A 21,438-nucleotide genomic window follows, 5' to 3' on the forward strand; every position below is an offset into this window, starting at 1 on the left:
ACAAGGCATTTGGCCGCCGGTTCAACATTGTTTCTTTCCGCTGGCTTTCCCCTGAAGAGGTATGATGCGTGGAGGAAAGGAGAGGGGGAAAGGTAACAGCGTTTGTCCGGAGGGATTCCGCGGCACGCATCGGGTTCCTTGCATGTCCCCAAGTTTTCTTGTCCGTAAATTGTGATTCCGGGAAGGAATAATGCCCTTTAACGGGAAAGTTCGTGACGGCTGCGGAAGCACAGTCCGACGAAAAACGTTGCCAAGGTGCCGATGGTGACGCGCCAGGGGAAGGCTATTTCCGGGATATGCTGTTCCCAGGAAGCCGGGAGAGGAATGAGGCCGGTCAGAACGGCTATGACGATGAAGCCTGCCGCCATGGCAAGGATGTTGCCGGTGTCGTTGCCCCTGGTGCGGGTCAGCATTCCCAGCAGGAAGATGCCAAGCAGGGATCCGTACGTGTAGCCGAAGATGCCGAGAGCAATTTGGATGATGCGCACTTCCGGATGATGCACTACGTACCAGGCCGTGACGGAGCCCACCATAATGAGCAGCAGGGAAAATCCCACCGTACCCCACCGCACGCACCGGAGCAGCTGGCGTTCCGTGGCGTCCGGCTTGAAGATGCCCTGGTACCAGTCCTTCGTGGCGGTGGTTGCCAGGGAGTTGAGGGCTGTGGACAGGGAGCCCATGGCGGTTGCAAGCAATCCGGCAATGAGAAGTCCGCGGACTCCGCCGGGGAGTTCATGAATGATGAAGTAGGGGAATACGTGCAATTTGGGCGTGTCTGCGGGCAGGGCTGCCGGATTGTACTGGTAAAAGACGTACAGGAGAATGCCCGTGAACAGGAAGAGTATGACGATGGGGAAGTCCATCAGGCCGGATACGATGACTGCGCGTGTTCCGGCCTTGCTGTTTTTGGCAGCCAGCATGCGCTGGACCATGTCCTGGTCCGTCCCGTGTGTAGCCATCGTGATGAACGTAGCGCCCAGAAACGCTGCCCATACCGTATATTCCTGTCCCAGAATGTGGGAACACTGTTCCAGGAAGCTGAGTCCTTTTTCCGTTCCCCAGGAAAAGAATTTCCAGTCATCCCCTCCGTTCATGACGGCGGAAATGGAGTCCCAGCCGCCGGGAATGTGGGAGAACAGTATCCAAAGGGCGGAGAGCATGGAGACGCCGAGTACCGCCGCCTGCAGCACGTCCGTCCAGACGACGGCTTTCAGACCGCCTATGGCCGTATAAATGGTGGTGGCCATGCTGATGATGACCAGCGCGGCGATGTAAAGCAGGACTATCTGTTCGGAATCTGCCGGAGTATTGGTGATAAACTGATAAGCAATGACAAGCAGAATGCCTGCAAAGTAGAGCCTGGTTCCGCTGGCCAGAACCCGGCTGATCAGGAAGACCATGGAGGCAGTGCGCCGGGTCAGCAGTCCGAACCGTTTTTCCAGATATTCATAAATGGAGACTACCTTATAGTCATAATAAGGTTTGAGGAAGAGCTTGCCGACGATAATGCGGCCCAGAATCGTGCCTATGCATAGCTGGGCATAGGTAAAGTTGCGGGTATGGTAGCCTTCCCCCGGCGCTCCCAGGAAGGTGGCCGCGCTGATTTCCGCAGCCAGGATGGAGGCCAGGATGGCCCACCAGGGCAGGGAACGGTTTCCCAGCGCATAATCTGTCAGGGTGTTTTGTTTGCGGCCCGCGTAGATGCCAATACCGAAGATCGCCAGAAAGTAGATGGCTATGACGAGGGAGTCCGTAAACATGCCGGGAGAGGGAGGACTTTTCCGGTATTTCAGCTCCGGAAAAGTCCTTGCGGGTCAGGGATGGGATCAGGAGCGGCTTTTATATTCCAGCGCCGCAGAGACCAGGCCGGAGAAGAGCGGATGGGCCCGATTGGGCGCTGACTGGAATTCCGGATGATACTGGCAGGCGATGAAGAAGGGATGAGTGGGGAGTTCCACTACCTCCACCAGTCCATGCTCATCGTTGATGGCGCTGATGACCAGGCCGGCTTTTTCCAGGTCTTCACGGTAGGCGGGGTTGAATTCGTAACGGTGGCGGTGGCGTTCATTGACGTTGTCCTTGCCGTAAAGCTTGTGGGCCAGGGTTCCCGGCGTAATCAGTGCCTTGTAGGCGCCCAGGCGCATGGTGGCTCCCATGTTTTCAATGCCTTTCTGTTCTTCCTGGAGGCAGATGACAGGGTGGGACGTAGCTTTGTCGAATTCCGTGGAGTTGGCGTCGTCCATGCCGCAAATATGGCGCGCATATTCGATGACGGCCACCTGCATGCCCAGGCAGATGCCCATGAAGGGAATGCCCTTGGTGCGCGCATATTGTACGGCTTGTATTTTTCCTTCAATACCCCGGTCGCCGAAGCCGCCGGGCACCAAAAGGCCATCCACGGAACCGATCAGGGCTTCCGCTCCCTTTTCTTCCAGTTCTTCCGCATCCACCCGCAGGATTTCCACGCGGGCGTCATTTTCCGCGCCGGCATGGGTAAAGGATTCATAAATGGACTTATAGGCATCCTGAAGGGCGATGTATTTGCCGACAACGGCGATTCTTACGGAATGGCTGGGGCTGACGACCCTGCCTACGTAGCGCTGCCAGTCCGCGAGATTCGGGGGAGGGACGTCCAGTCCCAGGCGTTTTGTCACGATGCGGTCGATCTTGTCCTGGCTGAGGTCCAGGGGGCATTCGTAAATGGTGTTTTTCACGTCACGAAACGCAATGACATTTTTGGCCTCTACGTTGCAGAACATGGCGATTTTGCGGCGTTCGTCCTCGCTCATGTCGTATTCCGTCCGGCAGATGATGACGTCGGGCTGAATGCCGATTTCCCGGAGTTTTGCAACGGATTGCTGCGTAGGCTTGGTTTTCATCTCCCCGGCCGCCTTGATGTAGGGGAGCAGGGTGACGTGGATGAAACAGACGTTGTCCCGGCCCACTTCCAGGGCAAATTGGCGAAGGGCTTCCAAGAAGATGTGGCCTTCCATGTCTCCTACTGTGCCTCCGATTTCCGTGATGATGATGTCCACGTCGGATTTTTCCGTTACTTCATAGAGCCTGTTCTTGATTTCATCCGTAACGTGGGGGATGTATTGGACCGTCTTGCCCAGGTAGTCTCCGCGGCGTTCCTTTCTCAATACGTTTTCAAAGACTTGCCCGGAGGTAAGGTTGTTGAGGCGGGAAAGGCTGCAATGGACGAAACGTTCATAGTGCCCCAGGTCCAGGTCCGTTTCCGCACCGTCATTCAGAACGTACACTTCTCCATGCTGGAACGGGCTCATGGTGCCCGGGTCCACGTTGAGGTAGGGATCGAATTTCTGCAGGGTCACTTTCAGTCCGCAACGTTCCAGTAGAGTGCCGATGGATGCGGCTGCCAAGCCCTTGCCCAGAGATGATACGACGCCGCCTGTGACGAAGATGTATTTCATGATAATGTCTGTTCCTAGTGTGTGTTTAATAAAATCTGTTCGACCTGGGCCGCCTGTTCCGGCGTATCCACTCCCACGCTGACATGGTCCGTCAGGATGACTCTGATTTTGGCCCCGTTTTCCAGTGCGCGCAATTGTTCCAGGGATTCCGTGAGTTCCAGGGGGGTAGGTTTCCAGCGGACATAGTTTTCAAGGAAGTCCCGGCGGTAGGCATAAATGCCAAGATGCCTGAGGGGCGGGGAAATACGTGAATTGCGGGCGAAGGGGATGACGGACCGGGAAAAATAAAGCGCATCTCCGCTGCCGGCAAGAACCACTTTTACAATATTGGGATTGTCCAGGTCTTCTTCTCTGTCAATGGGGCAGGCGACAGTGGCCATGGGAAGGGCGGGATCTGCCGCCAGCACACCGGCCAGACGGTCAATCAGGGCCGGATCGATGAGAGGCTCATCCCCCTGGATGTTGACGATATGGGTGGCAGAGGGAAATACCTGGACAGCTTCCGCCAAGCGGTCGCTACCGCTGGGATGGTCCGGAGAAGTCATGATGGCTTTTGCCCCGAACGCCAGCGCGGCCTCAAGAATGCGTCCGTCATCCGTGGCGATAGCCATATCGTCCAGCCGGCTGCACTGGGAGACCCGTTCCCATACGTGTTGGACAAGTGGTTTTCCGGCAATGGGATGAAGGGGTTTGCCCGGGAATCTGGAGGAACCCCAGCGCGCAGGGATAAGGCCAATGATATGGTGGAGAGGGGCGGATGCCATGGAGAGGTTAAACGTTTCGGGACCTTATCAATTCCCCTCCGAATAGTCCAGCCTCAAGCAGTGGAAGAAGACGGTTTTTCCGAAAAGTGCATCGGAATATTCAGCAGGGAATCCCGGAAGAGCTGGGAAGTCCAGGTTTTTCTTCCTTCTGCTGTATCATGAGAGGAACATATTCCCTGCGCATATGGATGGAAACGTACAATCCCTCCCTTTTGGCACAGCAAAACAAGACCTTGATGATTCCCAGTGAAATGATGTCCTCAGCAATGTAAGTATTTTCCCCGTAAAGGAAAAAGGAACCCAGAGGACGGATGAAGTAAAGGGTTGTAACAAATAGAATACCCAAGCTGTATTTGCTGTAGCGATAAATGCGGCCGACCTGCCATGCATAGACCATGCCGATGACGGATATGATGGAATATAGTGTGAGACCTACATATCCAATTGCCTGAATAGTAGATATCGGGCCGCTATGCCATGTTCCGTTCCAGGCGAAAGATATCTGGTTGGTATTGGTGAGATGGTATGCTTCTTCGTAAATGTTTGCTTTGAGGATATTGATGTCACGGGCGAATCCATCGCCGAATATTTTGTCTTGAATGAATATTTCCCTGTCATCCAAGGCCCATTTCCACATTTCCACTCTCCATTGGATGGAAGCCATCGCATCCTCTCTGGCCTGGGAGCTGACTTCGAGAAATGGGAGGACGGATAATATTCGTTGTACCCCAAAAGGAAGTTCAAGCAAGGTTTTTGATGAGGAAAGAAGCATAAGCATGGCTAACCCGAGAATGGGGGCTACAATGCTGACAAACCATCGTTTGTAAAGTAAGGAGACGATAAAGAAGAGCAACAGGATAATGGCAATGGAGGAACGGAATCCACTAATTAAAATTCCTGCGCATGCCGAGGCCGCCAACAACCCCCACCAGGGACGTTTGATCATCTGCCATACAGAGTATTTTAAAATAAGCACTTGAAGTACTAGTACGGAGATGGCGAGGTAAGAGAAGTTTCGTGTATCTCCGGCCGTCCCTGCTTCTGCTCCTGCAGACTCGGGAGAGAGTAATGTCCTTGCCGTTTGGGCCAGTGTAAAGAGAAGAATCAGGGCAATAGACCATTGGAGCACCTTTCCTAACTCCTGGCTGGTTGTTTTTAATGAAGACAGACATAAATAGGCCAGCAACGCCTGCAGGAACATGATATATCCCTTGCCTCCATAATAATCTTCCAGAATGTTTATTCCCAGCCCAAAGGGATGAGTCAGAAAAACATAGGCAACATGGATGAAAAGAAGGAAAATAAAGGTATCCAGCAGAGGAATGGAATTCCAGGTCAAGCTGGAGCGCCTGAGCATGACATTCCATAAATAAAAAGGCAGGGCGAGAGTATAGGCGAATAAGGGAGCATAGGAACTAATTGATGAAAAAGGGATAAAAAGAGGCGGTACAAGTATCCAGAGATACCATACTTTTTCTTTCATCAAGTAGAGTCCTGCCAGGGCAAACGGGGCTATGGCAACGGCAATGGAAACTAGATCACCGTCTGCAGATATGAGGCCTCCGATGATGGCGAGGAGAATGGCAATAACTGAAATCAGTGTAATCTTGAATAAATCGCCATTCATAACGCGGTCTGAAATTCTGTACGGAACAAACCGGTAACAGAAAAGAAGGATGGATGGTGGAGTATAGGGGATTCGAACCCCTGACCTTCTCATTGCGAACGAGACGCTCTACCAACTGAGCTAATACCCCTTTAGGAATTACCGGAGGCAAGCTACTCGACATCCTTGTGGAGATCAAGCATAATTGAATAAAGGAGGATAATTTTTTCACGATGTCTCTTCTGAAAGGATCGTGCAGAATTTTTTAATGTAATACCGGAGATAGAGCCTGAAATGTCAGTTCCTTTAATAGGTCTCGGTATGAATTTTATCAGTCGGCATTCGTGGGTTTACTGAGGAAGTTTCTTATTAATAAATAATAGCTTCATATTGATGATAAATGTTTTTAGGTGTGTCATGCCTGTAAAATGCGTGTTCAAAATAGGGAGGATATCCTCCCATTATAAGCTTGACTTGAGAGTTTAAAAATTGAAGCATCCTTGGCGGATGATGCAAGTTACGTGAAAGAATCCTTAATTAGAATAATTTGATTTTTATTTGGAAAATTAATATTTTTCCTAAAATGGATGTTCTTTGCATAAAACAAGAATATTGCGTTTTTCTTCTGTAATGCAATTGTTTGTATTATTACGGAGGGGCTTTCAAATAATTTTGGACTCTCAATTCATGATCGTTTTAAATATATTACTCATAACTCTGATATGAAGGCACCGATGATTGACTCCAAAGATCACCATGAAGGCTTTTCAATGGGAAATTATCTTGGGCGGGAGAAATGGCTTGATATTGCCAAGCTTCTGGCGGCCATACTTATAGTATTCTGGCATGTCCCGAATTTTACAATCAACAGCATCAGCCATTCTCTAACGGGAGGGAGCAATGTAGCGTTTTTCATGATCCTCTCCGGGTATTTCATGGGAAAGAACATTTCCTGGGACAGGTGTTTGTCGCGGTTTATTTCTCTGCTGGTTCCATTTCTCTTTTGGAACTTTATCATTTCATTTGAATACCACAGTGTTCCTTATATGCATGTTTCCGAGTATTTATGCCGCCTGGTGGGTTATCAGAGTTTGTTTGTTCCTGATTTCAATCCTTTGGGAGTCCAGGTCAGTATCGGACAGCCTTTTTCTACGCCCACCTGGTTTTTGAGAGATTTATTGCTTTGTTTTCTTGCTACCCCCATCTTGATCAAATTCAGGACATTTTTAATTCCTTTCATCGTGCTGGCCTTTTGCATGAACTGGCCAATAGTGATCAATTCCATCAACGCGACATTATCCCCATTTGTATTAGCTGAGTTTTCACTTGGCCTCTACTTGAGCAAATATGACATTGGAAAAGTTAAAGAATTTTTTGAAAGAAATGAAAAATCACTCATACAAATCTGGCTTTTGCTTACAGGATTATTCTTTGCCACCGGCCTTAATAATTACTTTTTTTGTGTTCAATCCCATACAGATTGGTCCATTTTCCAGCGATGGAGCGATCTGGGCGTTTTTAAAATAGACTGGTATTTTGTAGGTTATACTCCGGCATTGCTGCTGGCAGGATCATTTTTTATTTTATTCATGGGTTTTCTATTGAACAAATACTGCAACAAGAGTGGTTTTCTGACCAAATTGTCGGGAGCCTCATTTTTAATATTTATTCTGCATTATCCCATATTTAATCTCACTCCAGATTGGATTTGGAAAAAATCGTTCATATTGTGCATTGTCGGAATAATGGCCGTCATTGGAGTAATTTCATGCTTCTATCTTCTCATCTCCAAATATGCTCCGAGGTTGTTGCCTTATTTGGCCAATGTCCGGAACTTCCCTAAAAGACAGTCATGACGATCATAAAAAAAATTGCCCTTTGTCTGTTGATAGGAGTGGCTTGCGTAGTGTGCGCATATCTTGCCCTTTTTGCAAGGCGTGCAGAAATCGTATTTTTGGAAGAGGAGTATCCGGAAATGGGAGCGAAACGACTTGAGAAGCATGCAAGAGACAAACATATACTGGATGAATCGCCTGATGGAGCGATTATTGTGTGTGGTGACTCCCTGATGGATTTCTGGCTAAAAGATTCACCAGAGTCCTGGAAGCGTTTTATGGAACCTCTGGGATGCATCAATGTTGCGACGGCAGGGGATACCATTGGAAATTTGCGATGGCGTATTCATGATGGATTGTTTGATCTTGCCAGGCCTTCCGTAATTGTCCTTTGCATCGGCACCAACAATATTTCCATCAATACTCCGGATTGGCTGGTAATGAGAGGACTCAGAATCCTTGTGCATGAATTGAAAGAGAAGTACGACGAGTCTATCCGCCTTGTTCTGATACCCCCTCTCAATGCCAGGGAAGAAACCTCGATGTGGAGGTTCCGGGAAAAAATGTTAAGCGAACCATGGGGGAGGAATATTTATGTTTGTCCCTTGTTCAAGGAATTGCAGGAGCCTGGGCAAACAAGAGCTGCAGATAGGTACATGGCCGACAATGTCCATTTGTCTCCTGCCGGTTATGAGCGTATTGCCGCTCCTTTATCACGGTTTGTCGAAAGTGTGAAAAATCAGGAGAACCCTAAGTAAAGCGTTGCTCTTCTTCCCCTGTGGATGGCATGCAGATAAAAGCAGAAGCTCATAACTCAGAGAATCTTTTATTTCAAGCATCTACCAGTTTTTTCCTCCTCTGTATTAGGAAAACTTGATAATAGGAATGAGGATGCTTTCCAGGAAGACCATCCTTCACCTCATTTTGCCGGGGAGAGTTTCCCCATGATGACAGGATCATGCCGGCAATGGATGCAACAGGAAAATAACGTCTCCTTCCAAATGGAAAAGGAGAAAGAGGCGGGGCGGAATCATCCGGTTTTTCCGGAATTCCGGCGTGGCTTTAATGCCTCTGCTTGTTTTTGATACGGTTTTTAAGATGGGCTTCTTCAAAGAGACCATCCATGTACAGTCCTGTGGCCTGCACCCTTCGGAGACTTTGGGCTGCGTTTTTCAGGGCGGGCAGAGCTTCCTCATAGGATGGAACGCGCCCTTTTTTCAAGGGGGAGGCTTCCATGATGTGCCATCCCCATTTGCTTTTGACGAGCACAGGCGTGTTGTCAGGCAGCGAGGCAATGTCCAGATCCAAGGTTTCCGCAGTACGGGCCGGGTTGATCCAGCCCAGGGAGCCTCCGGCGGAAGCCGTCCGTTCATCCTCGCTGGTACTTTTGGCAAGCCGTTCGAAGGATTCTCCGGTCCGCAGGCGCGCCAACAGGGCTTCCGCCGCCTGCTTGACCTGATTGTCGTCCTTGTGTAGGGTGGAGAGGAAAATGTGCCTGGTCTGCCGCAAATCCGGAGTTTTAAGCCTGTCCTTGATCAGATTGTAGTAGATTTTCAGTTCTTCATCGGTAGGATCCGCAACCTTGATGGTTGCGCGGTAAAGCTGTTCCGTCTGCTTGAGGCGGGCGGCAATTTTCTGCCGGAGCTGCTCTTCCGTGAGTTTCTGGCCGTGGAGCATTTCCAGATATTTTTCCCTGTCGCCGTCAAAACGGGACTGGATTTGCTTTTCCGCCTGGGCGGCTTCCGCATTGCGGTTGGGGAGCTGCAAGTCGTTGACCCGGGTTTTCAAGCGCAGGAGGGAGGAGCTGATGAGGTCATATCTGGCACGGGGGGCCAGCTCCTTCTGCACGTCCAGTTCATGGGTGAGCGTCATGCCGTCTCCCATGTCCAGCACGGCGGGCTGGCGCAGAATGCCCAGCTCCGCAATTCTCCTGTTCAGCTGGTTGGCGGTAAGCGGTTCTCCGTAAACTTCCGCGATGCGTTCGGAATTGTCTCCGGGCGGCCCAGGCATGGGTTTCAGGTAGGCATCCATCCTGCCCGCCAGGAAGCCGTGCCAAATGAACAAGTCCCCCACCAGATAGAGCAGGAACGCTCCATAGATCACGAGCTTGAACGTGAATTTTCCGGTGGGGGACATAAGGGGCAAGGTACGAGGAGGCTTAGTTTCCACCACCGGAATCCGCCAGGCGGGCCGACTCGGGGGGCAGGAAGTTGCGGAACCTCTTCTTTTCAATACTCTTCATGTAAGCTTCTTCCGGGGAAACGATGCCCTGCTGGAGCTTTTGCCAGATGGCGTCGTCCATGAATTGCATCCCCATGGATTTGCCGCCCACGATGACATCCGGAATCTTTTGCGTGGCGCCTTCGCGGATGATGGCGCCCACGGCGGGAGTGGCAAAGAGGATTTCATTGACGGCCACGCGTCCCGGCTTGTCGCAGCGCTTCATCAGGAGCTGGGCCACGACGCCGCGGAGGGAACCCGCGAGCATGGTGCGCACCTGTGACTGCTGGTCGGAGGGGAAGACGTCAATAATACGGTCAATGGTTTTACTGGCGTTGTTCGTGTGCAGGGTTCCGAAGACCAGAAGGCCGGTTTCCGCGGCGGTGAGAGCCAGGGAGATGGTTTCCAGGTCGCGCATTTCACCCACGAGCACGATGTCGGAGTCTTCGCGGAGGGAAGCCCGCAAACCGTCCGCGAAGGAAGGCGTCTGCAGGGGAACTTCCCTCTGGGTGACGATGGATTTTTTATTGGGGTGGACGAATTCAATAGGTTCCTCCACCGTGATGATATGCCGTGCCTGGTTGCTGTTGATGTAGTCGATGATGGCGGCCAGCGTGGTGGATTTACCGGAACCGGTGGGGCCGGTAACCAGCACCAGGCCGGACCTCATGTGGGCGAATTCCTTGACCACCGTCGGAACGCCCAGCTCTTCCAGCGTAGCGATTTTTGTGGGAATGAGACGGAAGACGGCGCCCAGTCCATGCTGCTGCTTGAAGTAGTTGCAGCGGAAGCGGGAAGTTTCGTCCATTTCATAGGCAAAGTCCAGATCGCCTTCTTCCAGGTATTTCTGGAATGCCTGCGGGTCGCAGATTTCCGAGAGCAGGGTCTTGAATGCCTGGCCCTCCAGATTTTCGTCAGAAATGGCGGAAATGGTGCCGTTGACACGGATTTTTGGGGGCTGGCCTTCGCTGAGGTGAAGGTCGGAGCCTCCGGATTCTACGAGATATTTGAAGTATTGGTCGATAACAGCCATAACAGGAATGTGTCAAAGTTAAAGGTTACTTGATGCCCAGGAAGGCTTTCATGATGGTTTTGTCTTCCGAGCGGAAGAGACAGTCGTCTGCGGTGATGAGCCCCGCCTGGTAAAGGGCCCTGAGTGAGTCGTCCATCAGAATCATGCCCTGGGCCTTTCCTGTCTGGATGCAGCCGGGAATCATGAAGGTTTTGCCTTCGCGGATGCAGTTGGCAATGGCGGGCGTGTTGACGAGCATTTCAATGGCGAGGGCGCGGCCGTTGCCGTCCGCCCTGGGAACGAGCTGCTGGGAAATGATGCCGCGCAGGGATTCACTGACCATGATGCGGATCTGGTCGCGCTGTTCCACCGGGAAGACGTCCAGCACGCGGTCCACCGTGCGGGCTGCGGACCCCGTGTGCAGCGTGCCGAGCACCAGGTGGCCCGTTTCTGCGGCGGTGAGGGCCAGGGAAATGGTTTCCAGGTCGCGCATTTCACCCACCATGATGACGTCCGGGTCTTCACGGAGCGCGCCGCGCAGAGCCCGTGCGAAGGATTCCGTGTGTTTGTGCACTTCACGCTGGTTGACGTGGCAGTTTTTGGAGGGAATGATGTATTCGATGGGGTCTTCAAGCGTGATGATGTGGTCGTGGCGGTCCTGGTTGATGAAGTCCACGATGGAGGCCAGCGTTGTTGATTTACCGGAACCCACGGAGCCCGTCACCAGAATGAGGCCGTTGGTGTAGCGGGTCAGAGGCACCACATAGTCCGTCGGCAGCCCGATTTCTTCCATGGTGCGGACTTTCGTGTTGATGATACGGAAGCAGATGTCGTAGCCCAGGCGCTGCTTGACGACGGAGGCGCGATAGCGGCCGAAGTCGTTGGCATACGCAAAGTCCACGTCGCCGCGCTGCTGGAGGCGGTTCCATTCGGGCTCCTCCAGGAATCCCCGGGCCAGGATTTCCGTGTCCTTGGGGGTGAGGTTGGGGGCTTCTTCCCAGATGGGCAGAAGCTGGCCGAACCGGCGCCATGTGGGGCGGCTGTTGACGGCAAGGTGGATATCGGAACAGTCAAAGTCCTGTCCAAGCTTAAGATATCCGTCGACGTGGGGCAAAATGTATTCGCTCATGTTTTGAATGCAGCAAACTGATAAAGCTACATACTAGCGGAAAGGGGCCTTTTTTGACCAGCAAAAAATAAAAAGTCCTCCACTTTCGGAACCGCCGTAAAAATGGCGTTTTTCCTTTGCCGGGCAGGGAGCCGTCAATGGCTCCGGAATTTGAACAGGCTGAGGATTTTTTTGTTGGCCAGGTCAAACCCCAGCTTTTTCAGGGAAGGGAAGGCCAGGGTAATCAGGATTTCAATAATGAACCTGAACATGGAGGAATTGACCAGTCCTCCGGGCAGGCCGGACAGGCGCGGACGCGCCGGGGCCGGATGGCTCTTTTTTCCCGTGAGCATTTTGATGAGCAGAATGCCTCCCACTGTGCCGACGATGGAGCCGATCACAGGAATGGACATGGCTCTTTTTTTCAGCTGCCGGAGATGGTCCGCCTGATGCTGCACCTTCTGGGTGAAAGCGTCGGTCTCATTGACGATGTCCAGCCGGGAAGTGGCTACCTGCATCAGGAGTTCGAGCTTTTTTTGAGAGCCATTTGCAGACATGATAAATCCGTTTTAAGTTCTTCCGCCGTAGCGGGGGCGATGGGAGTGACGCGAATGCGGCTGAACATGGCCAGCGCAATGGCGGCAACCAGAATGTGGAACCCGGCCGTCACGGCAAGCCCTGCGATGATGTTCCAATAATAGGCCATGATCATGGTCAGCAGGCACCATACGAAGAGGTAGCCGAAGAGGGCCATGAAGGCGGCCAGCAGGAGCAGGGCCATTTTTTGGCCCAGCCGTTTGGACGCTTCTTCCAGCTCCAGCTTGAGCAGGCCGTACAACGCTTCTAAATGGGAGAGTGCGGCCGCACCGGCTTCCCTGAGAGAACGCGCCATAGCCATCCCTTCCTCTTTTTCCTCCATGACCGGGGTGACGAAGGTGCGTTTGAATTTGTCGATCAGACCCATGGCGCGAATTGGACGGAAGGGGAAGCGCCATGCGTGCGGGACGCATGGCGCGGGACAGATTAACGGCGGCGGATGAGGAGTCCGATCAGGAGACCCACGCCCATGGCGATGAGCATGGACTGGGTGGGCTTTTCCTTCACGTATTCTTCACTGGCTTCATGAAGATGCTTGGCCTTGTCGCGGATGACCACTCCCTTTTCCTGGGCGTAATCGCGGATGGTGCCCGCTTGTTCCGTGGCTGCCTTGCGGATTTGGTTTACTTTGGCCGCGGCGAAAGCCCGGGCCTGGTGAAATCTGGTAACGGCCATGTCGCGGGCGGAGGGGCAGGAGCAGCTGGCATCCGTTGCTGTTACGGTCGGTTCAAGTTCGGTTTGATTGTCTTGCATGATTGATTAGAGTGTTAAGGTTGAATTCCTGTTGAAAACATGTCGGCTTACATGTGTTCGCCTCTCACATTAGGGATTTTTAGCATTCTTCCCACTAATGGCAAGTGTGTAAAACGGCTTCATGCCGAATTGTGGGCCGCCGTCAGCGTCGGCTGCCGGAAAAACCTCCGCGCGGATCGGCCTTGATCTGTGGCTCGTTCGGATTCCGGTAGCGGAGAATGCCGTAATCTCTCAGGTTGCGGATGAATTCCTGGGCGTTGGCGCGGAAGCGGGCGTCATAAAGCAGCAGGCCCAGGAAGCCCTGGTTCTTGCGTGCATCCGCCGTAACGGAGGCAATGTGGTCGGAAGCCTTGCGCAGGGCGGTGAGCGTGGAGGGAATTTCCTTGATGGCCGGGTCCAGTCCCTCCAGCCTGCTTTCCACTCCGTCAATGATCTTGCGGGCATTCCGGATGGTTTCCTTCATGGCAGCCACGGATGTTCTGGTTTCTTCCATCAGGCCGGGGAGCTCCTTCCCCGTTTTGTCCATGTTCATCAGTACGCCCTTGACGTATTGGAGGTTCTCCTGGTCCAAAAGGTTTTCATTGATGATCTTGGTGGTCTGCGACAGGCCCTTGGCCGCCTCGCTGATGTTGAGAAGGGCTTCGTCAATATTGCCGGAATTCTTTTCTATCCGTTTCAGGATGGCCAGGATTTCCTCGCTGGCCACCACGGCATTGTTCTTGAGCTTGCTGATGTCGCTTTCCGCCTGCCCCATGATGGTTTCATGAGGCTGGATGTACTGGTCCGTGGGTGGGGAAGGGGGAACGATTTCAATGTACTTGTCTCCCAGAATATTCTGCATGTCTATGCGGAAGACGGAACCCACCTGGATTTTTACGCCGCGCTGGATGCTGGCTTCCAGCATCACTTCATTGCCGGAAGGCAGAAGTTCCGGGGCCTTGGTGACTTTTCCCACGGAAACGCCGCCCAGCCGTATCTGGGAGTCTTTGATGAGACCCGCCGAATCCTTGAAAATGATGTTGATGGGGTAAGTTTGTTCCTTGGTGGTTTTCAACCCTCCAAAGCCCAGAATGACCCCCAGGATCATGAGTATTCCGGCAATCAGGAAAATGCCTACCCATGTTTCCGGTTTAAGTTTTTGCTTCATGTTGTGATGGCGGTTTTTCTATTGGTTTCTTTCCCGTTCCGCGCGTTCCAGCAGAACCCGTTGAAAATTTTCATGCGTTCCCGCCAGGGAGGCCCAGTCTTCCCCGGAATCCCCGTACAGGAACTTTTTCAGGACCGGATCTTCGGAATGCAGCAGTTCCTCCGGCGTGCCTGTCCAGTAAACCGTTCCCTCCCGGAGATAGACGATTTTGTCCGCAATGCGGATCACGCTGGGCATGTCATGGGAGACGATGACGGTGGTAATGCCCTTGTCCTTGCAGATCTGGCGGATCAGGAAGCTGATGCTGTCCGTGACGATGGGGTCCAGACCTGCCGTAGGTTCGTCGTACAGCAGGCATTCCGGCGTCATGACGATGGCCCTGGCTACAGCCACGCGCTTGATCATGCCTCCGGAAAGGTTCGCGGGCATTTTTTCTTCCTGTCCTGAGAGTCCGACGGATTCAAGCGCCGCGGAAATCCGGGAATCCAGCTCTTCTTCATTTTTCAGCCCTGCTTCCTGCAGGGGAAAAGCTACGTTTTCCCCCACGCTGAGGGAGTCGAACAGGGCCCCCTGCTGGAACATGAATCCAATCTTGCTCCGGATTTCCCTTTTTACTTTTTCCGGAACATTGCTGATGCGCCTTCCGTCTATGTCCACATAGCCGTCCAGAGGGTCCATCAGGCCGTCCAAATGCTTTAAAATGACACTTTTCCCGGCGCCGGAACCGCCGATCAGCGCCAGAAGCTCCCCCTTGTCCACGTCAAAGCTCACGCCTTTCAGCACCTCCTGGGCGCCGAAGCTTTGTTTGAGCTGGCTTACGCGGATGAACGGCTGCATGGCTTTGGAATAAGGGTTATCTCATGAATCCCATGGGGAAGATGGAGTTGAGAATCATGGTCAGGATGAAGTTGGCAATGAGGAGCGCCACGGAGGCATACACCATGGCCTGCATGGTGGACTTGCCCACTCCCACGGCCCCGTTTCTGGTATTCAGGCCCTCCCGGCAGGAAATGAGGGAAATGATGAGCCCGAAGACCAGCGCCTTGACCAGCGCCACGATGATGTCCCCCATGGCTACGAATTTGCTCATGAAGTGCATCCAGTACGCCTGGTCCACGTTGAAGGCCGTAATGCTGACGATGAAGGCGGAGACGATGCCTACCAGCACGGCTTCCATCATCAGGATGGGCATGGAAATGAGCATGGCCTGGATGCGGGGCTTTACCAGGTAATCCACGGGGTCCACGTTCATGGACTTAAGGGCGTCCACCTGTTCCGTCACTTTCATGGTGCCGATTTCCGCGGCCATGGCCGATCCCACGCGCCCCGCAAGCATCAGCCCGGTGATAACGGGCCCCAGCTCCCGGAACATGCCCACCGCGACGACGGCTCCCCCCATGGTTTCCATCCTCACCGTCTGAAGCTGGAACAGCGTCTGCGCCTCCAGCACGGCTCCCGTGAAGGCTCCGGTAATGATAACGACGGGCTGTGACTGCACGCCTATTTTTGCAATTTGTTCCACAAGGACGCGCATCCGGAACTTTCCGGTCCACATGCAGGCGCATACTTGGTACATCAGCAGTCCGATTGATCCCAGACGATCAATCAGGCCAATGGCGGTGCGGCCAATCATGGTGGCTACATAGAACTGCATGGACCCTACTAATCACTTATTCCGTGCGAAGAGCAAGCGCAATGTACGCCACAGGGTTAAAAGGGAATAGGCGTGTCCTAGTCCGCCATCTGATGGATTGCAGGTACTTCCGGCGTGCCGGGAATGGAGCGCAGGAAGAGCCCGGGCGGTAGTTTTCTCCGGTCCCATTCCGTAGTACGGGCCAGCCTCTGCAACCTGCGTATTTCCAGTTCCCGGTCCGGCATGAGAGCCGCCAGGTGCGTGGCGGACACATGCTCCCTGTGCAGGCGCATGAGCAGGCCGTCGCGGAGGACCGCCTCCGGTGATGCGGTGGCGAATTCAGGGAACAGGGCAGCCAGTTCGGATTCATACAGGTCTTTCAGCGGCATGAAATCCGCCGTGCAGGCCGCCCGGATGGCGCGGAGGTCCGTCGTGATGTCCGTTCCGTTCAGGGATGAGAGCAGGAGCACCCCCTCTTCATCCGCCAGAGCGCGGATGCGGCACGCGGAAAGACAGCCTTCTTCTGCGGAACCGGACTGCACTTCACTTATGGAGGGCAGGCTGATGGTGCGGATTCCCAGTCCGGCGGCCAGATATTCCGCACGGGCAATGTCCTTTTCCGGCGTGCCGGACAAGCGGGGGATGAATCCCGTGACGGGGAGAGCGGGGAGTGATTTTTTCAACACATGGGCCAGCAGGCTTGAAGAAGCGCTCTCCAGCAGGTTCAGGCATGCGGAGCCGCAGCCGGCCTTCAGGATGAAATCCGCCGTTCCCTTGCGGAGCGCATGCCGGGTTTGCCGGTCCGGGGCAGGGAGGGGGGCGGTTCCGTCCGCTGGCGTTTCTCCCGGGATAACTGCCGCGTCCTGTTCAAAGAGCCGCAGCCTGGCGGCCAGCTCTCCCGTGCCGGACCACAGGGATGAAGCTCCGGGTAGCAGAAACGGACCTTCCCCTCCCGCCAGGCGGACGGTTGCTACCGGGAGGGCTGTTTCCAGCGCCAGACGGCGGCTTTCCTCTTCGTCCTGTTCCAGTTGTCCCTCATGCCAGGGAGCCGCAGGCATGCGCAGAAGCAAGCACGGCTTGAAAAATGGGCGTTCATTCTGTTCCCCCACGGGACGGACGGCAAATTCCCCGGATTCCTTTCCCCGGAACAGGCCTAAGGCCGGAGCTGAGTTTTTCTCCTGGCATTCACCCGGGATGACGGCTTTCTGGGGAAGGAGCCGGCCTGAGCGGAGCAGATAAAGGCGGATTCCTCCGGCATCCGGAGCGCCAAGCAGAAGGGGAACTTCCGCTATTTCACGGGCCAGATATTCAAGGGCGGCCTGGTGCTGCGTCCGGAAGCCGCTGCGCAGGGTCAGTTCCCCCGTGTTCATGCCCCCCAGGGCCAGAGGCGGGCAAATGACGATTTCCGCTCCCCGGTCCAGGCAGGTCCGGTACAGTTCCACGATGGCCCGGAGATTTCTGGGAAATTGGCCGGGAATGGTTTCCGGCTGGATCAGTCCTGTTCGCAACATGGTCCGGCAGGCTAGCCCATTCCGCGGTTCCGGACAAGCCGGGATGCCGTGAATTCCCCATAAAGGGGAATATTCCTGTGGAGTTTTTACAGCAAGGAGCTTGTCATGTCCGCGCTTCATGGTATGATCCGTCCCGATTGCCTGCCGTCCGTTGGCGGGGGCATCAGTCGCAACTATTTATGAGGGAACAGTCAACACAGGGGCAGGAACCCGCTGCGCAGAACATCGTGCATTTATGGCGCGAATACCTTCGCCCTTACAAGTTAACCCTGGCGGGAGCCGTGCTCGGGGGCGTTATCGCCGCCCTTTCCAGCGGCTTCGGCATTCCGGCGATCCTGCAGTCGGTATTCTCCGTGATCTTTGACGGGGAACCGCTCCCCGTCTATGCGGAACGCATCATGCTATTGTTCGTGCGGCCTGAGGAACTGCCGTGGCTGACCGTCTGGGTGGCGGCGGCCCTGCTGCCCCTTGTCGTGGTGGTCCGCGGCCTGTCTTCCTTCGTCAATGTCTATTTGCTGTCCAAAATAGGGCTGGGCGTGCTGGAAACCATCCGGCTCAAGGTGTACAGGAAATTTCAGGACCTCTCCCTTTCCTTCCATGACCGCTGCCAGCGGGGGGACCTGCTGAGCCGCCTGATGCAGGATACCCAGTTTCTCCAGGGCGGCCTGGTCCAGATTGCCAATGATCTGATCATCCAGCCCCTCACCCTGTTCGGTGCTCTGGGATTTCTGGTTTACAAGGCGTCCGTCAGCCAGCAGTTTCTGATTCTGCTGGCCAACATGCTCCTGGTGGGGGCCTGCGTGATCCCCATCCGCTATATCGGCAAAAAGATGCTTGTCCGCGCACGCACGGTGCAGGCCAGCCAGGGAGATCTTTCCTCCACGCTCCAGGAAAATTTTTCTTCCCAGCGGGACATCCGCGCCTTTGAACTGGAACAGCAGCAGACCAACCTCTTTAAAAACAGAATACGCCGTTACATCCAGGCTTCCATCAGCGTGGTCCGGTGGCAGAGCCTGCTGACGCCCCTGATTGAATTCGTCAGCGCCGTTGCCATGGCCGCCACCCTCTTTGTCGCCAACATGAACGGGATGAGCATGGGGGACTTCGCCTCCCTGGCTACGGCCATGTACCTTTGCTATGAGCCGGTCAAAAGGCTGGGAGCGGTCCACAACAAGGCGGAAACCCTCAAAGCCGGGCTGGAGCGCATTAATGAAGTGCTGCATGCCGCGGACGACGTTCCCGAACCGAAAACTCCGAAAAGTCCGGAAGAATGGAAGGGGGAAGTCGAATTCAACAATGTCTGTTTCAGTTATCAGGAAGATGCCCCCGTCATGCGGAATATTGACGTCCGCATTCCGGCGGGGCAGGTGGTTGCCCTCGTCGGCCCCAGCGGGGCGGGGAAAACGACTTTCATCAACTTGCTGTGCCGTTTTTACGACGTGCTCTCAGGCAGCGTGAAGGTGGATGGAGTGGACGTGCGGGAAATGAGCAAAAGGGACTTGCTGTCCCACATTGCGCTGGTGTCCCAGTATCCCGTCCTGTTCCGCGGGTCCGTGGCGGACAACATCCGCATAGGCCGCCCGGAGGCTTCGGACAAAGAAGTGGAACAGGCAGGGAGGATGTCCGCCGTGGACAGTTTTGTGAATGAGACCGGGGAAGGCTACGGCCGCCTGATCGGCGAGATGGGGGAAGGGCTCTCCGGCGGACAGCGTCAACGCGTGTCCCTGGCCAGGGCTTTTCTGAAAGACGCTCCCATTCTGGTGCTGGATGAAGCCACGGCGTCCCTGGACATGAAGAGCGAGGAACTGATCCAGAAGGAAATCGAGAAGCTGGCTTCAGGAAGGACCACCTTCATCATCGCCCACCGGTTCAGCACCATCCGCATGGCGGACCGCATTCTGGTTCTGGAAGGAGGGCGCATTGCCGCGGACGGCACGCATGAGGAACTCATGGAAAAATCCCCCCTGTACCGGGATCTTTACACCAAGCAGCAAATGATTGCGGAAGAGGAAGGAGGTGCGTCATGTTAAGGCAGTTTTTCGAGTACGCGCGGTATTTGAAGCCGGTGGTGAAGCTGTTCATCGCCGCGCTGGCAGCCGGGGCCGTTGCCGCCGCCGCCAGCGGATTCGGCTTTCCCGTGATGATTGCCAAGGTATTCCCCGTGGTATTCGACAATACGCAAATTCCGCCGGAAGTGCATGACATCATTGCCCGGACGGTGGCTCCGGAACACATGCATGTCGCCGTGCTTGTCGCGGTATGTTCCCTGTTGCCGCTGATATTTGCCATCAGGGGAATAGGCACCTTCTTCAACGTGTACTGGATCAGCATCGTCAGCATGAAGGTGCTGGAGGAAATCCGGCTGGACGCCTTTTCCAGGCTGCAAACCCTTCCCCTGTCGTTCATCGACCGCCAGAAGCGCGGAGACCTTATCAGCCGCCTGCTGAATGACGCCGCCGGCGTGCAGAGCGGCCTGGTTGTGGCGGCCAATGACATCATCAAGCAGCCCCTTACACTGCTGGCCGCGCTGGGATTTCTCGTTTACCAGGTCTTTGTCAATCCGCATACGGCCATCGTGCTGCTGAATCTCGGGCTGATTGCCCTGGCGGTGTGGCCCATCCGCTTTTTCGGCCGCCGCATCATGAAGAAAGCCAAGCTGGCGCAGGAGGAACTGGGGAACATCACCGCCGCCGCGCAGGAAAACCTGGCGGCCCAGCGTGAAATCCGCTCCTACGGCATGCAGGAACAGCAGGTGGGATTATTCCTGGGGCTGATCCAGCGGTTTTTTCAAATCAACCTCAGGACGGTAAAATACAGGCATTTCCTGGTGCCGGTCCTGGAAATCGTGACGGCTTTGGGCCTGGGCATCCTGCTGGTGAAGGGAAATGAAATGGGCATGACCAAAGCCGAATTTACGGCCCTGGCCGCGGCTCTGTTCATGTGCTATGACCCGCTCAAGCGCCTGGGCGTCACCCTCACCAACCTGAAAAGCGCGTATGCCTCCCTGGAGCGCATCAACTACATTCTGAAAGAGCCGGACACCATGCCGGAGCCTTCCGATCCCGTTCCGCTGGGGCGTGCGGCGGGCAGGCTGGACTACGATCATGTTTCCTTCTCCTACGACGGAGCCCGCCATGTGCTGAACGGCATTGATATCCACATCCGCCCCGGTGAGGTGGTGGGGCTCGTGGGGCCCAGCGGAGCGGGGAAAACCACCTTCGCCAGCCTTCTGCCCAGGTTTTACGACGTCAGTTCCGGCGCCGTGCTTGTGGACGGCGTGGACGTGAGGGCCGCAACCCTGCACGACGTGCGCAAAAACATCGCCTTCGTCTCCCAGCATCCCGTGCTGTTCCACGGCACCATCATGGAAAATATCCGGCTGGGGCGCCAGGACGCCACGGATGAGGAAGTCATCGCCGCCGCCCGTTCCGCTTCCGCGGACGAGTTCATCATGGGCATGCCGGAGGGCTACCAGACCGTGCTTGGCGACGGCGGAAGCGGCCTGTCCGGAGGCCAGCGCCAGCGCGTGGCGATTGCCCGCGCGTTTTTGAAAGACGCTCCCATCCTGATTCTTGACGAAGCCACCGCCTCCCTTGACGCGGAAAGCGAGGCACAGATACAGCATGAACTGGACCGGCTGGTGGAAGGCAGAACGGCGCTGATTGTGGCCCACCGCTTCAGCTCCATCCGGGTGGCGACGCGCATTCTGGTATTTGAGGATGGCCGCATCGTAGGGGACGGCACCCATGAGCAATTGTATGCCTCCTGCCCCCTGTACCGGGAGCTGTACGACCGCCAGTCCCTGTAAAAGGGATGCG

18 protein-coding genes and 1 tRNA gene are annotated in these 21,438 nt (G+C 54.7%); 4 read left to right on the forward strand and 15 right to left on the reverse strand.

Annotation, left to right across the window (positions count from 1 at the left end; all coding sequences use genetic code 11):
* Nucleotides 1-197 precede the first annotated feature (197 nt).
* From HMPREF3039_RS12815 to HMPREF3039_RS12835, 5 genes are all read right to left on the reverse strand, one after another.
* Entirely contained in the window at nucleotides 198-1,760 is a 1,563-nt protein-coding gene (locus tag HMPREF3039_RS12815) for a sodium:solute symporter (protein ID WP_067573792.1), read from the reverse strand.
* A gap of 66 nt (nucleotides 1,761-1,826) precedes the next feature.
* Nucleotides 1,827-3,434: a CTP synthase gene (locus tag HMPREF3039_RS12820; RefSeq protein WP_067573790.1), complete on the reverse strand. Its 1,608-nt coding sequence runs from the start codon at nucleotides 3,432-3,434 to the stop codon at nucleotides 1,827-1,829.
* A 14-nt stretch (nucleotides 3,435-3,448) separates the two neighbouring features.
* On the reverse strand, nucleotides 3,449-4,198 hold the full coding sequence (kdsB, locus tag HMPREF3039_RS12825; protein ID WP_067573788.1) for a 3-deoxy-manno-octulosonate cytidylyltransferase: 750 nt from the start codon (nucleotides 4,196-4,198) through the stop codon (nucleotides 3,449-3,451).
* A 100-nt stretch (nucleotides 4,199-4,298) separates the two neighbouring features.
* Entirely contained in the window at nucleotides 4,299-5,825 is a 1,527-nt protein-coding gene (locus tag HMPREF3039_RS12830; RefSeq protein ID WP_067573786.1) for a hypothetical protein, read from the reverse strand.
* A gap of 54 nt (nucleotides 5,826-5,879) precedes the next feature.
* A tRNA-Ala gene (locus HMPREF3039_RS12835) sits at nucleotides 5,880-5,955 on the reverse strand.
* A gap of 583 nt (nucleotides 5,956-6,538) precedes the next feature.
* On the opposite strand from HMPREF3039_RS12835, the gene HMPREF3039_RS12840 reads away from it, so the two are divergent.
* Nucleotides 6,539-7,660, forward strand: coding sequence for an acyltransferase family protein (locus tag HMPREF3039_RS12840; RefSeq protein WP_231863939.1), 1,122 nt, complete (start codon nucleotides 6,539-6,541; stop codon nucleotides 7,658-7,660).
* A complete protein-coding gene (locus tag HMPREF3039_RS12845) occupies nucleotides 7,657-8,397 on the forward strand; it encodes an SGNH/GDSL hydrolase family protein (RefSeq protein WP_067573782.1) in 741 nt (246 codons plus the stop codon). Before HMPREF3039_RS12840 ends, HMPREF3039_RS12845 begins: the two co-directional genes overlap by 4 nt.
* Before the next feature lie 304 nt (nucleotides 8,398-8,701).
* Here HMPREF3039_RS12845 and HMPREF3039_RS12850 read toward each other — a convergent pair whose 3' ends face one another.
* The 10 genes from HMPREF3039_RS12850 to HMPREF3039_RS12895 form a co-directional block, all read right to left on the reverse strand.
* Nucleotides 8,702-9,775 (reverse strand): peptidylprolyl isomerase, encoded by a 1,074-nt coding sequence (locus HMPREF3039_RS12850; protein WP_067573780.1) that lies wholly within the window; start codon nucleotides 9,773-9,775, stop codon nucleotides 8,702-8,704.
* A 22-nt stretch (nucleotides 9,776-9,797) separates the two neighbouring features.
* Nucleotides 9,798-10,892: a type IV pilus twitching motility protein PilT gene (locus HMPREF3039_RS12855; protein ID WP_067573778.1), complete on the reverse strand. Its 1,095-nt coding sequence runs from the start codon at nucleotides 10,890-10,892 to the stop codon at nucleotides 9,798-9,800.
* 25 nt (nucleotides 10,893-10,917) lie between these two features.
* Nucleotides 10,918-12,000, reverse strand: coding sequence for a type IV pilus twitching motility protein PilT (locus HMPREF3039_RS12860; RefSeq protein ID WP_067573776.1), 1,083 nt, complete (start codon nucleotides 11,998-12,000; stop codon nucleotides 10,918-10,920).
* A gap of 134 nt (nucleotides 12,001-12,134) precedes the next feature.
* Complete coding sequence (locus tag HMPREF3039_RS12865; protein WP_067573774.1) at nucleotides 12,135-12,497, reverse strand: hypothetical protein; 363 nt, start codon at nucleotides 12,495-12,497, stop codon at nucleotides 12,135-12,137.
* Complete coding sequence (locus HMPREF3039_RS12870) at nucleotides 12,497-12,943, reverse strand: phage holin family protein (protein ID WP_067573772.1); 447 nt, start codon at nucleotides 12,941-12,943, stop codon at nucleotides 12,497-12,499. The genes HMPREF3039_RS12865 and HMPREF3039_RS12870 overlap by 1 nt, the downstream gene beginning before the upstream one ends.
* Nucleotides 12,944-13,002: 59 nt before the next feature.
* Nucleotides 13,003-13,329, reverse strand: a complete 327-nt coding sequence (locus tag HMPREF3039_RS12875; RefSeq protein ID WP_067573770.1) for an ElaB/YgaM/YqjD family protein — start codon at nucleotides 13,327-13,329, stop codon at nucleotides 13,003-13,005.
* A gap of 142 nt (nucleotides 13,330-13,471) precedes the next feature.
* Nucleotides 13,472-14,476, reverse strand: coding sequence for an MlaD family protein (locus HMPREF3039_RS12880; protein WP_067982864.1), 1,005 nt, complete (start codon nucleotides 14,474-14,476; stop codon nucleotides 13,472-13,474).
* Nucleotides 14,477-14,494: 18 nt separating this feature from the next.
* Nucleotides 14,495-15,313, reverse strand: coding sequence for an ABC transporter ATP-binding protein (locus HMPREF3039_RS12885; RefSeq protein ID WP_067573766.1), 819 nt, complete (start codon nucleotides 15,311-15,313; stop codon nucleotides 14,495-14,497).
* 16 nt (nucleotides 15,314-15,329) lie between these two features.
* Nucleotides 15,330-16,130, reverse strand: coding sequence for an MlaE family ABC transporter permease (locus HMPREF3039_RS12890; protein ID WP_067573764.1), 801 nt, complete (start codon nucleotides 16,128-16,130; stop codon nucleotides 15,330-15,332).
* Nucleotides 16,131-16,207: 77 nt separating this feature from the next.
* Complete coding sequence (locus HMPREF3039_RS12895; RefSeq protein WP_067573762.1) at nucleotides 16,208-17,620, reverse strand: NAD(+) synthetase; 1,413 nt, start codon at nucleotides 17,618-17,620, stop codon at nucleotides 16,208-16,210.
* Nucleotides 17,621-17,799: 179 nt separating this feature from the next.
* Here HMPREF3039_RS12895 and HMPREF3039_RS12900 point away from each other — a divergent pair, with 179 nt between their 5' ends.
* Both HMPREF3039_RS12900 and HMPREF3039_RS12905 read left to right on the forward strand, forming a co-directional pair.
* A complete protein-coding gene (locus tag HMPREF3039_RS12900) occupies nucleotides 17,800-19,650 on the forward strand; it encodes an ABC transporter ATP-binding protein (protein ID WP_067952196.1) in 1,851 nt (616 codons plus the stop codon).
* The gene (locus HMPREF3039_RS12905; protein ID WP_067573760.1) at nucleotides 19,644-21,428 is read left to right on the forward strand and encodes an ABC transporter ATP-binding protein; all 1,785 of its coding nucleotides are present in this window, start codon (nucleotides 19,644-19,646) and stop codon (nucleotides 21,426-21,428) included. Before HMPREF3039_RS12900 ends, HMPREF3039_RS12905 begins: the two co-directional genes overlap by 7 nt.
* The last annotated feature ends 10 nt before the right edge of the window (nucleotides 21,429-21,438 follow it).

The organism is Akkermansia sp. KLE1798 (assembly GCF_001580195.1).
Taxonomy (GTDB): domain Bacteria; phylum Verrucomicrobiota; class Verrucomicrobiia; order Verrucomicrobiales; family Akkermansiaceae; genus Akkermansia; species Akkermansia biwaensis.